Source organism: Alpinimonas psychrophila (genome assembly GCF_014137865.1).
In the GTDB taxonomy this organism is placed as follows: Bacteria; Actinomycetota; Actinomycetes; order Actinomycetales; family Microbacteriaceae; genus Alpinimonas; species Alpinimonas psychrophila.
The window spans coordinates 1-15836 of the sequence record NZ_JACGWU010000006.1 but is presented as its reverse complement, the minus strand read 5'-3'; the positions used below and the strand labels follow the sequence as shown (position 1 = coordinate 15836).

Here is a 15836-nt window from a genome sequence, read left to right as displayed (position 1 = left end):
CTGCCGCGAAATGGAACACGCACTTGAGCTCCGAGGCATCACAAAAGAATTCGGACCGAATCGAGTCCTCCAGGGGGTCGGTTTCACCGTACGGCGAGGAGAAATTTACTCGCTCATGGGTGCAAACGGGGCGGGCAAGTCAACTCTGATTCGAGTCCTCTCAGGAGCCCATTCTTCCGATGGCGGCATCGTCATGGTCAATGGTGAAGTCGTGACCATCCATGACCCTCACTCCGCCCAACAACTTGGCATCGGAACAGTCCAGCAGAACCCCAATGACGGCGTCGTACTCGATATGACCGTGGCGGAAAACTTGGCACTGGATTCCTTCGCCGGCCGGCGTGCTGGCATGATGACAAGCCGCAAGAACACTGAGGCCAGAGCGCGAGAAGTTGCTGCGCTCCTTGGGTTGGAAGTCACCCCCAATTTTCTTCGCACCACCGTGCGAGACCTAGGAGTGTCCGAGCGACAATTACTCGTCTTGGCCCGGACCCTCTCGTTACGCCCTAAAATTCTCGTCCTTGACGAACCCACCTCGGCGTTGTCGGGAGAGGAAGTGGCGAGGCTCTTCGCCATCATTAGAGACCTTGTGAGTGATGGCATGTCCGTTCTCTTCGTCACGCATAAGATTGGCGAAATTGCCGAGCTCGCTGACCGTGTTGGTGTTCTCCGCGACGGCAAAATGCGCGGTGAATTCTCGAAGAATGCTGCCGGTGTCTTTGAGTGGCCTGAGGTGCTGACAGAGCTATTTGACAAGACACCATCGGACCTTAAACATGAGGAGCAGGCCGGTGGAAATGAGGTTGTTCTCATTTCGCAGGCACGCGTGTTCCGCGACTCAGAGCCTTTCGATCTGTCGCTCCGAGATGGTGAAGTCACTGTCTTGCTCGGATTGTTGGGCAGTGGAAAATCTGAACTTCTTGAATGGATTTACGGTTCGCGAAAAATCGAGGGCGGATCTATCGTCGTTAACAGTGAGCCGCTCGAGATATCCCATCCCGCGCAGGCCGTTTCACGGGGCATTTATCTGGTTCCAGAATCTCGGCACGAGCAGTCGATCATTGCCGGTTGGTCGCTTGACACAATCATGACCCTGCCGTTTGTCAAAAAGTTTTCCCCGCTCGTCCTAATGAATCGACGGGCCGAACGCGCGGCTGCTCGAGAAATAATTAACCGGATCGGTGTTGTGGCCGCAGGGGAATCGGTGGAGATCGAGACGCTGTCTGGTGGCAACCAACAAAAAGTTGTCATCGGTCGTTGGCTTCTCGAAAAACCGGCCTTTTTACTCCTAGATGAACCATTCCGTGGCGTCGATATCAACGCTCGTTTCGACATTGCCGAAACAATCCGCGGCGTCTCTCAAAGTGCCCCCGTGCTCGTAGCGACCTCTGATATTGAAGAAGCTATGGAAGTGGCGGATCGCATTCTGGTTTTCAACACGGGACACGTCGTCGCCGACATGCGCCTTTCCGAAGCAACGCGAGAGCGCATCGTCTCAGCGATGAGCATGCATGCTCACGCAAATCGAATCCACACTGCAGATTCAAACTAGGGCTGAGAGCACATGCCCACGGTTTGTCCATGCGTTTTCAGAGAAAGCAGTTTATTGTGAAAGTTGAAGTAACTCGTTCCCGGGTGTTGGGGCACATGTTCACCGAATTCCTTGTTCGGTATGGGGTCCTCGCCATGGCGTTGCTGCTCATCATTGCGTTTTCTTTTCTGATTCCTGGCTTTGCATCTTTTTCCACGGCGACGGCAATTCTGCAGGCTCAAGCCGTTGCGGCACTTGCCGCTCTGGGGATGACGCTCGCGGCTGTCGTAGGTGATCTGGACCTTTCTGTTGGGGCTACCGCTGGCCTCGCTGTCACCGTTGCAGCCTTGGTCATGATTCGCTACAACCTGACGGGCATCACCGCCATCGTTGCGTGCCTCCTTGCGGGTGCGATTGTGGGTGCCATAAACGCGGTCCTCATTGTGGTGTTAAAAATCCCTGACCTCTTGGCGACCTTGGGCGTCATGTTCACGATTATGGGTCTGAAGAAATGGCTCGTGGATGGACAGACGTTGACCACCGGCATGACTTTACCGGGTGGTGAAAAAATGCCCGGCAAGTTTACCGATGACTTTAGTGCCATTGATGGTTCCAAGCTGCTCGGCATCCCTATTTCAGTTCTCATCCTCATCGTGGTGTCAATTTTGGTGTGGATATTTCTTGAGCGCACACGCTTCGGCCGACTTTTTTACGCCGTCGGGGGAAATGCCGTTGCGGCCCGACTGGCCGGCGTTCGGGTCAATCGTTATCGTGTGGCCGCCTATGTCATGTCGGGCATCTTGGCCTCGATTGCAGGCATCATTCTCGCGTCACGTCTTCGCCAGGGTGATGTCACTGCCGGTGACTCGGTTCTTCTCGATGCCGTTGCAATGACATTGATTGGTTTCGCAGTCCTTGGCGCCAGAAAGCCAAACGCCCTAGGAACTGTTGTCGGAGCGCTCTTTATCGGTGTCTTGCTCTATGGCTTGACTCGCCTCGGCTTGAGCTATTTCACTCAGGATCTCATCAAGGGACTCGTCCTTCTCCTGTCACTGATTCTTTCCTTCTCTTTGTCGCGAAAGCGGGTGAGCTAGTTGGCCGGCACGATGCTTACTCGAGAAACGGTCGCGCAGTACATTCTGAGCCGTCCGGCTTTGGCGGGGTCGATTGATCTCGAGGGCATGACTGCTGAAGAAGTCGGCGACGGCAATCTCAACTTGGTCTTCATTTGCCGCGACACGTCGGGCCGTGCCGTGATTTTGAAACAGTCACTTCCTTACGTCCGCTTAGTCGGCCCCGCATGGCCTATGACAGAGGATCGGGCGGGGCGGGAAGCTCATTCGCTGTCCGTCTACGGAGGATTAGCGCCCAATCTCGTGTGCGGGCTCCTGGAATATAACGAAGATTGCCACATTCTGGCACTGGAGGACCTTACAGATCACGAGGTCGTGCGCTCTCGTTTGAACCGCGGAGGCTCTCACGCCGGAATATTTCAGCCGATGGGCGTTCTGATTGCCCGTGTGCTCTTTGGGACCTCTTGGCTTTCTCTAAAAGAAGAAGGCTTCCGCTTGCAGGCTGGGGCAACAGTCAATACGGAATTGTGTCTGATTTCAGAAGAACTGATCTTCACAGAGCCCTACTTTGGAGGTCCTCGCAATAGCGTGCGCCCTTCTGTCGATTCAGTTATCTCTTCGATGCGAACCGACGAAACGTGGACCACTGCGGTCATGCGCATGAAACGGCGGTTCCTCAGCGTTCAAGAAGCTTTGATTCACGGTGACCTCCACACGGGCAGCATGTTTGCGCGCGGGGAAAGCGGACACGAAGAGTTTTCTGTCAAGGCGTTTGATTCGGAGTTCGCTTTCTACGGCCCCATTGGTTTTGACATGGGCTTGCTGTGGGGCAATATTCTCGCGGCTGCCTCGCGGGCGGCAGCGCTAGGAGAAACGGAACGGGCGAATTCTCTGGTCGCTGAGATTGAAAAATCATGGTTGGCATTTGAACAGCAATTGCGGAGTGACTGGCCGAATCGGCAAAAACCAGAAGAATATTCCGATGATTTCCTGGAGTCTTGGCTCGCCGATATCCTTGATGACTCGTGGGGTTTCGCCGGTTGCGAGGCTGCGCGCCGTGTCATAGGTTTGGCAAAAGTGAGTGACATTGAAACTCTGGGTGAGACCGAATACGTTCACGCGGTCAACGTCATGATGACTCTTGGGCGCTCATGGCTATTGTCGCGATCTGGCCGAAGTTTTGAAGATTACCATCAAGAATTCTCGCAACTCGTCGACAAGTTCTCAGCGTGAGTTCTCTCGAAATTGGTCCCGAGTGGGACGGTTTGATTTCTGAATTGAGCGCCGCGGGAGCCGCCAGTGTTCAGGCGGGGCTCGCCATCGCCAGCGGGGGAAACTTCTCTGCACGGCTCCATGAGTCGGGGAATGTCCTTGTGACAGCAACGGGCGCTTTCCTCAACCGTTTGACGCGCGAAAGCTTCGCTCTCCTCAGCCCCGACGGAGTGGCGCTGACAACGATCCGGCCGTCGAGTGAATGGCGGCTTCACCACGAGGTCTTCCGCGTCAGGCCCGATGCGAACGTCATTATGCACCTTCACCCGGAGGTGTGTGTTGCCTTGGACATGCTTGAAGTTCCCATTCGGCAGATGACGCTGGATCATGTGGCCTACATTCCGACCATCGCAAGAATTCCCTTTTTCCCAAATGGTTCCCAAGCGCTCGCTTCTGAGGCTGGAAATGCGATGCGTCACGCGGACTGCTTGGTACTGGGGAACCACGGGTGCTCAGTTTTGGGCACGACCGTCGATGATGCTTTTCGACGTGCAAACAATTTGGAACAGGCTGCTCGGATGACCTATAACTTCTTGGTCCTCGGCGACAAAGAGACAGAATTCCCTCCTGCGTTGCGAGCAACTGCAGTTCACTCTGGCTGAGGAGCCCCCAGTTTTCGGGCCGGCGTGTGAACTCACGCATGCCGATTCGATGAAATTCACCTTTACGAACGGATTCGAGGAACATCATGCAAAATCGCTGGATAAATTTACCTGACATGCCGGGCGGAAATCCCGTGGACGAGCTTGACGAGATTGTGCACGTATCTCGAATTCTCGGTGCCGACCCCGCCCTCGTCTTGCACGGCGGTGGTAACACCTCCATCAAAGGACGCGTTCAAGATGTCACCGGCGAGAGTGTGGAGGTGCTTTTTGTAAAGGGCAGCGGATGGGACCTTGCATCGATCGAACGTCAGGGCTTTGCACCCCTCCGGCGGTCACGCCTCGCTGAACTTCTCAAGGTAAGTGCTCTGACCGATACGCAGATGATGAATGAGCTTCGTCAGGCCAGCCTAGATTCTTCAGCACCGGACGCGTCGGTGGAATCGCTTTTGCATGCAATGCTCCCGGCGAGAGTCGTCCTTCATTCGCACGCCGACGCACTGGTTGCCGTCATGAACCAACCAAATGGGCGAAGCAGCGTTGACGAATTGTTCGGTGACCGCGTGATCGTCGTGCCGTATGTCATGCCTGGTTTTGACTTGGCCAGAATGGTAGCTGAACTCTGGCCCAAACTCTCTACCGCCCGTACGGAGGGGATGGTCCTCATGAACCACGGCCTCTTTACCTTCGGAGAGACGGCCGAAGAAGCGTATTCACGGCACATCGAATTCATCGAGATGGCAACACAACGAGCTAACTTTGAAACCTCCCCCGCGACGGAACAATCCGCCGAGGGAACCCAAGAAGCGGGAGACGAAGAAGACGGTTCGGTTGCTTTCGCCAAATTCAGGGCGCAGGCAAGTCACCTGGCTGGCCACCCGCTCATCGTTCGCCAAGATACTTCGCTTGTCGCCCGCGCCTTCGCGGCCCGAGAAGATGTTAGTGAACTCTCACAACAGGGCCCGGCAACCCCCGACCATGTCATTCGCACAAAGCGACTGCCGCTTATCGGTAGAGATTTGACCGCGTACGCCGCTCAATACGGAACCTACTTCACAGAAAATTCCTCTCGGCGCGAGCAGGAATTAAAACAACTTGATCAAGTCCCCCGTGTGGTCCTTGACCCGAAGTGGGGACTCGTCACTCTCGGTGGATCCTCCGGCGAAGTGAGTATCGCAGCCGATATTTATCGTCACACGATCGACATCATTGAAGCCGCTGAACGCCAGGCCGGGTACCAGGCACTGCCCGCGGGCGACATTTTTGACGTCGAATACTGGGAACTCGAGCAAGCAAAGCTTCGGCGGGGAGGTGCCTCCAAGGCTTTTCAGGGAGAAGTTGCGCTCGTCACAGGAGCGGCATCGGGGATTGGTCGTGCGTGCGCTGAAGCCCTCCTCAATAAGGGAGCAGCAGTGATAGGTCTCGACTTGAGCGACAGCGTAGAAGCGACTTTTGACAACCCGAATTGGCTTGGCATCCAAGCGGATGTCTCAGATGCAGCTCAGCTCACTGCGGCGATTGATCACGGAGTCCGTAGATTTGGTGGAATTGATATAGCTGTTCCTGCGGCGGGAATATTTGCCAAGAGTGCGCCCATTTCTGCGCGTGAAGACAACGCTTGGCTGAGGAGCTTTGAGGTCAACGCCACTGCGGTTGCACGACTCTTTGGGTTGCTTCACCCCTACCTGGCGATGGCCCCACGCGGGGGTCGAGTTGTCCTGATTGCGACAAAAAATGTTGCGGCGCCTGGTCCCGGAGCGTCCGCGTATTCGGCGAGTAAAGCCGCCGCGGCCCAGTTGGCTCGAGTGGCGGCGTTGGAATGGGCACCGGACGGAATTCGCGTCAATCTCGTTCACCCTGACGCTGTGTTTGACACTGCGCTCTGGACCCCGGAGCTTGTTGCTCAACGCGCTGCAAAATATGGCGTGACGGAACAGGAGTACAAACGTCGCAATCTTCTCGGCCTTGAGATAATGAGTGCCGATGTAGGCAAAGCTGTTGCCGAACTATGCTCCTCTACTTTTCGCGCGACGACCGGGGCCAACGTGCCTATTGACGGTGGGAACGAGAGGGTAATTTAGCCGCCCATCAGGTTGCGCGCCTTCTGATACTTCAGAAGTTTGTTGGCCGCGAGTTCCGCGAACTTTTTCGTCGCAGGCGAAATGATGCTGTCGGTTCGCTGGGCGAGCGCGATGGTGTCATAGAGAGGCGGGGCGAACTTAAAGGTGCGCACATTGAGGGGAAAGCTCGGGGTATCAATAATGGACCGGCTGACGAGCGAGTCGCCAGCACCCGAGGCAACCAAACTGATGGCCGTTTCCACGTGCTCAACCTCGATGGCAGGGTCGATGACAACGCCGGCTAGTTTGGCACGGTCGAGAATCTGTTTGCGCGTCGGGTCCTTCCAGCCAGTGTGGGCGTCATAGAGAATGAGGTTCGCCTGAGACATTTCTTCAATCGTGACGTCGCCCGCACTTCGCGGTCGCGTCGTCGAAACGTAGAAGACTTCGTCTTTGAAGAGGGGTTCGATCTCGAGACCCTCGACCGCCACGGGCAAGATAACAAGCCCACATTCGATCTCGCCCGCGGCTATGGATTCGGCCACAAAGCCAGAATTGAGCCCTACGAGTCTGATTTTAACTTTTGGGTAACGGGCGTGAAACGTTTGTGCCAAATCGGCAAGGTCGTAATATCCCGCATTTCGCATGACTCCAAACGTCGAAACGCCGCCGTGCAAAGAGCCCATGGCGCGCACAGATTCCATGCCATCCTCTAACGCGGCCAGGGCATCATGAGCATGGGGGCGGAGTTCAAGAGCTGCTCGTGTGGGCACAAGTTTCCTGCCACCGCGAGTAAATAACGGTGTTCCCAGGATGTCCTCAAGCCGGGCGATGAGCTCCGAAATGGACGCCTGGCTGGTCTCTAGTTTCTCGGCTGCGGCCGTGAATGTCCCCAATTCCATGGCGGCTAGAAAGGCGCGCAACTGTGCAATTGTCATAGGTAAATCCTATGTCTTTTATAGGTAAACATCGGCTTGTCCTATAACGAAGTTTCTAGGTAGGTTCACAACATGCAAATAAACGACGTCGATAAAAAGTTCATTTCTGGGTCATTCCACGTACTCAAGGCACCCGGCGTGGGCGGCGTTCCGGCTCAACGTCTGCCGCAGGTAATTGAGACAGTATCCGAGATGCTGTCGACGATTGAGGCCGGCGGCATCGACGCCGTCATCAACTATTCCCAGAAGCTCGATCACTGGGCAGGCAAAGAGATCGAGGTGTCTCAGAGTGACCTCGCCAAGACAGGCGACGACTTGCCACCTCTTCTGAGAGAAGCCCTCGAAGCGAGCGCCGAGCGCACCCGTGCATTCGCTCTCGAGCAGCGCAGCCATCTCGTCGATTTTGAAAAAGAATTCACCCCAGGCGTTGTGATGGGACAGAAGTACATTCCCGTTTCGCGCGTGGGCGCCTACCTTCCCGCCGGCAACTTTCCTATTCTGGCCAGTGCCTTCATGACGGTGGGTGTCGCAAAGGCTGCCGGCGTCGGAACCACAATCGCCTGCACGCCTCCCATGACACCCACGGCCGGTCACCCTGCCGTTCTCTACTCCGCGTATCTCTCGGGCGTTGACCACGCTTTTGCTGTCGGCGGCGTTCAGGCGCTCGCAGCCATGGCCTTCGGACTCCTGGGCGAGCAGCCCGTAGACATCCTGGTGGGTGCCGGAAACGCGTACGTTACCGAAGCGAAGCGCCAGCTCTTTGGTCGGGTGGGCATTGACTTGCTTGCGGGCCCCTCCGAAGTTGCCGTGATTGCCGACGAAACTGCTGATCCCGTGACGGTAGCCGCGGACCTCCTGGGCCAAGCCGAGCACGGACCCCTCTCGCCGGCCAGCCTTGTTACGACATCGGCGGAACTTGCGGCCAGCGTGCTCACAGAGATCGAGCGACAGCTTGAGGGCTTGTCCACGAAACACATCGCGGGACCGGCATGGCGTGATTTTGGTACGATTTACGTTGCTGGTTCGCGTGAAACGGCCGTGGAGCTCATGAACATGATGGCCCCCGAGCACCTTGAGATTTTGACGAAGGAAGACGATTACTACTTCGACAACCTCACCAACTACGGTTCCCTCTTCCTTGGAAAGTGGTCGACCGTGGCCTATGCCGACAAGGGATCGACGGGCACCAACCATGTCCTCCCCACCGGGCGCGGGGCCAAGTCTTCCGCAGGACTCTCGGTCGCACGATTCCTCAAACCACTGACGTACCAGCGACTCACTAAGGCAGCGACACCGCTGGTTGCGCCCTACGTCTCCTCGATCTCTGAATTTGAAGGGATGAGCGCTCACCAAGCCACCGCGGACATCCGCATCCAAGAGTTTCACAACTAACCCCCCCATAAGAATCACCAACAGCAAACCGAAAGGACCCACCATGAAGATCAACACAACGATGTGGAAAACGCTCCCCGTCATCATCGCGTCCGCTCTGGCACTCAGCGCTTGCGCAGCCCCTGCTCCCGAGACCGCGGCCGATGCCAAGCGCCTCATTACGATTGCAACATCCAATGACGCACCATTTTCCTTCACGGATGCCGATGGCAACCTGACCGGCATCGACGGTGAGATGTGGCTCGAAATCGCCAAATGCAACAACTGGGACACCAAAGTATTCATCACCGATTTCTCCACGTTGATCCCGTCGTTGACGGCCAAGAAGGCCGACATCATTGTCGACGCGATGTACATCACCGATAAGCGCAAGGAAGTAATCAACTTCACAGAGCCTTGGTACATCCAGGGTGAAGGTGTTCTGGTTCCCGCTGCATCCACAGTCAAGACCCGCGACGACGTCAAGGGCCTCGTGCTCGGCGCACAGACCGGTACCGTCTTCGCTGACTTCATCGCAACCCTGGGCGGATCCGAGACCAAGTTCTTTGACTCGCAGGCCGCTATCATCGCTGCCGTTGAAAACGGTCAGGTTGATGCAGCGTTCACGGATGCCGCAGTTCTGGCCTACAGTTTGGTACAGAAGCCAAACGACAAGGTCAAGCTCGTGTCGCCCTACACGCCTTTCTTCCCCGGCCTTATTGGTGCCGGTGTTCGCATGGAAGACACGGACATCCTGGATGGCGTGAACACCTGCTTGGCAGAGCTGAAGACCTCGGGTAAGTACCTCGAGATTTTGAAGAAGTACGGTCTGTCCGAGGACAACGTATCTAAGTAGTTTCCCCGCACCACCCAGATAGCTCCACCACCAATGCAGATCCGTCGGTGGTGGAGCTATTTGACATAAACATTGGAAGTACAAATGGACTTCATCAACGGAGTATTGAGCGTTTTCCCGGCGCTGCTCGGAGCGACACCCGTCGTGCTGCAGCTTGCCGTCGGTGCCATGATTCTGGCCCTGGTCGGTGGCCTGGTTCTGGCATTGGCGCGGTTGTCGGGTAATAGGATCGTGCGCGGCATCGCGATTGTTTACGTCGAAGTCTTTCGCGGAACCCCGCTGCTGGTGCAGCTCGTCTACATCTACTTCGTCTTGCCCTCCATTGGCATTTCGATTGATCCCATCCCCGCTGGAATTTTGGGCCTGGGCCTGAACTACGCGGCGTACCTGTCCGAAGTCTTCCGAACATCCATTCTTTCGGTGGAATCGGGACAGACAGAGGCGGCACTCTCCCTCGGCTACACGCCGGTGAAGGCCCTGTGGCGCATCGTTATTCCCCAGTCCTTCACAGTGTCGCTCGGCCCCCTGGGTAACTACTTCATCGCCATGGTGAAAGACACGGCGCTCACGTCGGTCATTGCGGTCATGGAAATTTTGAAAACAGCCAACAGCATCAACAGTCAGACATTTCAAACCACAGAGATCTACACGGCGGCGGCAATTCTCTATCTCTCGATTAGCCTCCCGCTTTCTCGCCTTGTGGTTATTCTCGAAAAGAAGGCGCGTTCACATGAGTAACTCGGTGGCAATTTCCATTCAGGATGTTCACAAGACCTTCCACCTATCGACGTCACCTAGTCTCTGGCAGCGTCTTCGGGGCACCAAGAAGGTTCACACCGCGGTCGAAGTTCTCAAAGGCGTAGACCTCGACATAGTCTCGGGCGAAACCATCGTGATCCTTGGTTCGAGCGGCTCGGGAAAGAGCACGCTGCTTCGATGCATCAACCGGCTCGAACGCATTGACGCTGGGCGCATCTGGGTCAATGGCGAGTTGGTTGGCTTTGTGGAGAAGAACGGTGACCTTGTCGACGAACGGCCCCGAGCCTTGGCCGCCAAGCGGGCCAGCATCGGCATGGTCTTCCAGCACTTCAACCTGTTTCTCAACAAGACAGCCCTCAACAACGTGGTCGCACCGCTTTGCGCGGTCAAGCACATGACGCATGATCAGGCGCGCGAGCGAGCCATCCCTGCCCTCGAGATGGTGGGCTTGGGCGACAAAGTTGACACGTACCCCTCAAAGCTCTCGGGCGGCCAAAAGCAACGCGTTGCCATTGCCCGAGCTCTCGCCATGGACCCCAGTGTCATGCTGTTCGACGAACCAACGTCGGCGCTCGACCCTGAGCTCGTGGGCGAGGTGCTTGCGGTCATTAAGAAGATCGCCCACAGTGGCACAACGATGGTTATCGTGACGCACGAGATGCAGTTCGCCCGCGAGATCGCCGACCGAATTGTGGTCATGGACGAGGGCGTCATCGTCGAGTCGGGTGACCCCGAGACACTCTTTACGAACCCCAGTCATCCCAAGACCAAGGCGCTGCTGAGCAGGTCGAGTAACGGCTAGTCTGCCGCGGACGGTCGCGCCCCACGTTTCGGTTGAGGGCGCTGCGCTCACTGCATTCACGACGGTCAATGTCAGTGGTCAGTGGGAGACTCGACAAAGTCGAGCGAAAGGCACGCATTGTGCGAAAAAAGTCTATTCCACTCTAGACAGAGTTGCCTAGGGTTCACTAGGCGGTTACCATGAAGAAGCGAGATTTAGAGAACCGAATGGCTGAGCTGGCAAAAGCCGGCAACGCTAGCTTTGAGTTTCTCGGCGGCGCGAAGCACGACAAGTTCGCTATAAATGGAGTCGTTGTCATGGTTCCTCGCCACGGTGAAATTGGTGAAAATCTCTGCAAGGTGATTCTCAAACAATGTCTCGCCGCCATTAATAAATAGAGAGGAACCCAAGATGAGTCGAAAAACATGGGACGTAAATGTTCAGCGCGACGGCAAGTTCTGGCTCATTCAGGTTCCTGGAATTGAGGGTGGAACGCAGGCACGCACGCTCAATGAAGTCGATGAAATGAGCCGTGACTTCATCGCTGGCATGAACGATGTTTTGGAGGCATCCTTTGACATTCACATTGAGATCCAACTTCCCGCAGAGGTCGTTGGGCACCTTGCGGAAGCCCAGCGGCTGCGTGAGCAGGCTGCCATCGCCCGGAGCCAGTCCGCAGAAGAATCCCGCATTGCAGCGCGCCTCTTGAAATCGTCGGGAATGACGGTTCGTGAAATCGGTCGCGCGCTAAAAGTTTCTCATCAACGAGCGCAACAGCTCGTGAGTAGCTAGGAGTTAAACCAAACCCTCGATGTGCTGGTACAGGTCGGTTCGGCGATCAGCCAGCACGTTGTTGTGGGCGTTGATGTCTTTGTCGCGGGCGAGGGTGAGGTCAACATCCGCGTAAAAAATGTTATCGGAGCCCGGCGCGAGCGTCGTAAGGGGGAAGCCGTCGGGATCGACGATGATGCTGGCCCCCGACCACTCTTGACCACGGTCTGCCAGGGCTCGATCGGCGATGGCGATGAAGATGCGGTTCATGGATGCCAGTGCCTGAACCTTGATCACTTCCGATGGTTTTTCACTCGCGGGGTGCAGTGCTCGCGGCCAGTTGACGGGGCAGCACAGGAGATCGGCCCCGCGCAGGCTGACTTCGCGCACCCACTCGGGGAATTCGATGTCGTAACAAATCATCAGACCGATGCGGCCAAACGCTGTGTCGACCACCGGCGGTAGGTCATTGCCCTGGGCGAAGATCAACTTCTCGGCATCCCATAAGTGTGCCTTGCGGTACACGGCGCGCACCCCGGTGGCATCCACGATGGCGGATGAATTATAAAAGTCCCCGTCAAGCCCGCGCTCGGCAAATCCACCGACCAGAACAATGTCCAGCTCACGCGCGAGCTGGTGCCAGGCGGTCAGCGTGGAGCTTTCGGCGAGCTCCGCAATTTCGGCGAATTCTTCCAGCTCCTCGCGGCTGGTGAACGAGTAGCCCGTGTTGGCAAGTTCGGGGATAACGATGACATTGGCTCCGCCCGAGCCTGCGGCCTCAATTCCGCCACTAGCCGCCTCGCGAATGACAGCTTCAAGACGCTCACCATTCTTGGCGCGCTCACCGACACGGGCAGAAACTTGGCAGACCGCGATTCTCATGAGAGCCATTCTACGTTTAGCTGAGAGCGAGCAATGCGGCGGCACTGATGGCCAGGGCAAGGCCAACGAGCTGCAGAGGCGTGATGCGTTCCTTGAGAATAACGCCGGCCAAGATGATCGTGCCAATCGGATACATGGCCGTCAGCACCGACATAACGCTCAGATCTCCGATGTGGATTCCGAAGAGAAGCAGGGCGTTGCCGATGGCATCCACGACACCACATGCGATCGCGAGCAGCAGGCCGATACGCAGGTTATTGAAGCGGAGGTTGGTGGCACCGGGTTTGCCGACAGCAGCTTCACCTACTGCAATGTCCGCGCGGGCCGGCCCGTCGCGCCCCATTCGTCCCTGACCCAAAAGGCCGCGACGGTGCGTCCAATGGAGCGCGGCCATCACGCCGATCGCCATCGTCATGATGGTGAAGCTCGTGGCCCGGTTAGCCAGGAGCGGGATGAGACCGGTATCGGGGTTGACCTGGTCAATGCAAATGATAAAGAAGCCAATGAAGATTCCAGCACCGGCGGCCATGGCGAGGCCGCGCAGGCTGGGGCGAACCGCCATTTTGTCCGGAACGAATCCGACCAACACGATGGCCACGAATCCGATGGCAATCGCCACGTAACCCAAGGGGCCGAGTACTTCACCGCGAATGCCCGCCCACGCCACGGGAACGACCGCGGAAACGAGGGCGCCCAGCGGCGACAGGATGCTCATCGGCCCGATGGCGAGGCTCGCATACAGCAGCATGATGGCGACCGATCCGCTGACGCCCGACAGCACGCCCCAAAAAATTGCCCCCGAATCCATGGTTCCGGGAATCCAAACGGAGGCGAGCAGTAAGGTCAAGAATCCGACGAACCCCGCCAGGGCCGTCACCTTCATCGAGCCGAGGCGCTTGGAGGCGAGACCGCCGAGGAAGTCTGCGGAGCCAAAGACGACGGCGCCGGAGAATCCTAGGATGACGGTCAACATCCCTCCAGCCTAGGCGCGTGCTGGGAACTGCTGTGCATTGCCCACAAAGGTGGGAGAGGGGCATCCGGAACCGTTGTAGGCAACCAACGAAGCGCTTTGTGTGTTTCGTTACATACGCTCAGATGACTAGTGGACATTTGGCTGCAAGGGAAGAGGACGACCATGACGATTACTGTCGAGAAGATCGAAATTGCAGGGATCGAGAAGAGCGGGTCGTTTGTCGATTCAAGCATCGATACCGCATGGCTCGGGCGTTACATCATGGGGCGTTGGGCGGATGTTCGCCTCGAGTCGCGCGCACTGTCTGGTCGCCCCGAAATGCAGGATGTGCCGGGTCTTTCGAAAGTGGATCACCGCGAGCGCGTGATGGGCCAATTGAAGCTTCTGGTCGAGCACGGTCAGGTTCATCGTGCCTTCCCGCCCGCTTTTGGCGGCCTGAGCGATCACGGCGGACACCTCGCCGCGTTCGAAGAGTTGGTCGTCGCTGACCCCTCCATGCAGATTAAGTCGGGCGTGCAGTGGGGGCTGTTCGCATCCGCCATTCAGCACTTGGGCACGGTCGAGCATCATGCCGCATGGCTTCCGGATGCCCTGTCTCTGGCCACCCCGGGCGTGTACGCCATGACCGAAACCGGTCACGGCTCCGACGTTGCCTCGATCGGCACAACGGCCACCTACGATGCCGTCACGCAGGAATTTGTCATCAACACCCCATTCCGTGGAGCGTGGAAGGACTACCTCGGCAATGCCGCGGTGCACGGCAAAGCTGCCGTCGTGTTTGCCCAGCTGATCACTGCCGGCATCAGCCATGGCGTGCATGCCTTCTATGTGCCGCTGCGCGATGAGGCGGGGGAGTTCTTTGCCGGAATCGGCGGTGAGGATGACGGGCTCAAGGGCGGCCTGAACGGTATCGACAACGGGCGTTTGCATTTCGATCACGTGCGCATCCCGCGTACCAACCTGCTTAATCGCTACGGAAACGTTGCCGAGGACGGGACGTACACCTCCGATATTAAGAGCCCTGGGCGTCGCTTCTTCACGATGCTCGGCACGCTCGTGCAGGGTCGCGTCTCGCTCGATGGGGCCAGTGTCAACGCGTCGAAGGTTGCTCTGCAGATTGCGGTGACCTACGGCAACCAGCGCCGGCAGTTCTCGGGGCCCAGCGGCGAAGAGAAGGTGTTGCTCGATTACCAGCGCCACCAGCGCCGTCTCATACCTCTTATTGCGACGACCTACGCGCAGACGTTTGCGCATGAGGTGTTGCTCGAGAAGTTTGATGCCGTGTTCAGTGGTGTCGATGACACGGATGCCAGCCGGCAAGACCTCGAAACCTTGGCCGCTGCGCTGAAGCCACTCTCCACGTGGCATGCGCTGCACACCCTGCAGGAGTCGCGGGAGGCAACGGGCGGTCAGGGCTTCTTGGCTGAAAACCGTCTCACGGGCCTGCGTGCCGATCTCGATGTGTATGTCACCTTTGAGGGCGACAACACTGTGCTCTTGCAACTGGTTGCCAAGCGTCTTCTCACTGACCTGAGTAAGAAGTTCTCCTCAGCCGACGCCAGCACTATGGCGCGCCTCGTCATCGACCAAGTAGCGGGCAATGCGGTCAGCGCCTCCGGGCTGCGCCGTCTAGGTCAACGCGTGCACGACCGTGGTTCCACGGCTCGCGCTGTCACGCAGGTGCGCGATGCGGACTCGCAGCGGGAGCTGCTCACCGATCGCGTCGAGTCGCTCGTGGCGAGCATTGGCGCGGAACTTCGTGCGGCCAAAAAGAACGGCACCACGGAAGAGACCTTCAACGCGCAGCAGTCCAACCTCATCGAGGCGGCCACCGCCCACGGACAGCTCCTCCAATGGGAAGCGTTCACCGATGGTCTTGCCGGCATAACGGATGCCCCGACCCTCCACGTCATGACGTGGCTGCGCGACCTCTTCGGCCTGCACCTCATCGAAGAAAACCTCGCCTG

Annotated in this window: 15 protein-coding genes; 12 read left to right on the top strand and 3 right to left on the bottom strand. The window is 57.4% G+C overall.

The features are described from left to right. Nucleotides 1-10 precede the first annotated feature (10 nt). The 5 genes from FB555_RS08455 (at nucleotide 11) to FB555_RS08435 (ending at nucleotide 6559) form a co-directional block, all read left to right on the top strand. Nucleotides 11-1552: a sugar ABC transporter ATP-binding protein gene (locus tag FB555_RS08455; RefSeq protein ID WP_182485046.1), complete on the top strand. Its 1542-nt coding sequence runs from the start codon at nucleotides 11-13 to the stop codon at nucleotides 1550-1552. A 56-nt stretch (nucleotides 1553-1608) separates the two neighbouring features. Further along, the gene (locus FB555_RS08450) at nucleotides 1609-2625 is read left to right on the top strand and encodes an ABC transporter permease subunit (RefSeq protein ID WP_220475927.1); all 1017 of its coding nucleotides are present in this window, start codon (nucleotides 1609-1611) and stop codon (nucleotides 2623-2625) included. A 12-nt stretch (nucleotides 2626-2637) separates the two neighbouring features. Continuing rightward, a complete protein-coding gene (gene mtnK / locus FB555_RS08445; protein WP_182485045.1) occupies nucleotides 2638-3837 on the top strand; it encodes an S-methyl-5-thioribose kinase in 1200 nt (399 codons plus the stop codon). Then, nucleotides 3834-4478, top strand: coding sequence for a class II aldolase/adducin family protein (locus FB555_RS08440; RefSeq protein ID WP_182485044.1), 645 nt, complete (start codon nucleotides 3834-3836; stop codon nucleotides 4476-4478). The genes mtnK and FB555_RS08440 overlap by 4 nt, the downstream gene beginning before the upstream one ends. 116 nt (nucleotides 4479-4594) lie before the next feature. Beyond that, nucleotides 4595-6559: a bifunctional aldolase/short-chain dehydrogenase gene (locus FB555_RS08435; RefSeq protein ID WP_220475926.1), complete on the top strand. Its 1965-nt coding sequence runs from the start codon at nucleotides 4595-4597 to the stop codon at nucleotides 6557-6559. Here the strand turns inward: FB555_RS08435 and FB555_RS08430 are convergent. Continuing rightward, nucleotides 6556-7476 carry a LysR family transcriptional regulator gene (locus FB555_RS08430; protein WP_182485042.1) on the bottom strand — a complete coding sequence of 307 codons (921 nt, stop codon included), beginning with the start codon at nucleotides 7474-7476 and terminating at the stop codon, nucleotides 6556-6558. The genes FB555_RS08435 and FB555_RS08430 overlap by 4 nt on opposite strands. Before the next feature lie 72 nt (nucleotides 7477-7548). Here FB555_RS08430 and hisD point away from each other — a divergent pair, with 72 nt between their 5' ends. The 6 genes from hisD (at nucleotide 7549) to FB555_RS08400 (ending at nucleotide 12035) form a co-directional block, all read left to right on the top strand. Continuing rightward, nucleotides 7549-8868 (top strand): histidinol dehydrogenase, encoded by a 1320-nt coding sequence (gene hisD / locus FB555_RS08425; RefSeq protein ID WP_182485041.1) that lies wholly within the window; start codon nucleotides 7549-7551, stop codon nucleotides 8866-8868. Between the two features lie 43 nt (nucleotides 8869-8911). After that, complete coding sequence (locus FB555_RS08420) at nucleotides 8912-9703, top strand: substrate-binding periplasmic protein (protein WP_182485040.1); 792 nt, start codon at nucleotides 8912-8914, stop codon at nucleotides 9701-9703. 84 nt (nucleotides 9704-9787) lie between these two features. After that, complete coding sequence (locus FB555_RS08415) at nucleotides 9788-10441, top strand: amino acid ABC transporter permease (RefSeq protein WP_182485039.1); 654 nt, start codon at nucleotides 9788-9790, stop codon at nucleotides 10439-10441. Then, on the top strand, nucleotides 10434-11264 hold the full coding sequence (locus tag FB555_RS08410) for an amino acid ABC transporter ATP-binding protein (RefSeq protein ID WP_182485038.1): 831 nt from the start codon (nucleotides 10434-10436) through the stop codon (nucleotides 11262-11264). Before FB555_RS08415 ends, FB555_RS08410 begins: the two co-directional genes overlap by 8 nt. 179 nt (nucleotides 11265-11443) lie before the next feature. Beyond that, nucleotides 11444-11641: a hypothetical protein gene (locus FB555_RS08405; protein WP_182485037.1), complete on the top strand. Its 198-nt coding sequence runs from the start codon at nucleotides 11444-11446 to the stop codon at nucleotides 11639-11641. A 13-nt stretch (nucleotides 11642-11654) separates the two neighbouring features. Beyond that, nucleotides 11655-12035 carry a hypothetical protein gene (locus FB555_RS08400; RefSeq protein WP_182485036.1) on the top strand — a complete coding sequence of 127 codons (381 nt, stop codon included), beginning with the start codon at nucleotides 11655-11657 and terminating at the stop codon, nucleotides 12033-12035. A 3-nt stretch (nucleotides 12036-12038) separates the two neighbouring features. On the opposite strand, the gene FB555_RS08395 is transcribed toward FB555_RS08400, so the two are convergent. Further along, on the bottom strand, nucleotides 12039-12896 hold the full coding sequence (locus tag FB555_RS08395; protein ID WP_220475925.1) for a nitrilase-related carbon-nitrogen hydrolase: 858 nt from the start codon (nucleotides 12894-12896) through the stop codon (nucleotides 12039-12041). Nucleotides 12897-12912: 16 nt separating this feature from the next. Continuing rightward, nucleotides 12913-13869: an EamA family transporter gene (locus tag FB555_RS08390; protein ID WP_182485034.1), complete on the bottom strand. Its 957-nt coding sequence runs from the start codon at nucleotides 13867-13869 to the stop codon at nucleotides 12913-12915. A gap of 162 nt (nucleotides 13870-14031) precedes the next feature. Between FB555_RS08390 and FB555_RS08385 the strand changes: the two genes are divergently transcribed. After that, nucleotides 14032-15836: acyl-CoA dehydrogenase family protein (locus tag FB555_RS08385; RefSeq protein ID WP_182485033.1), on the top strand; the 1805-nt coding region annotated here is incomplete at its 3' end.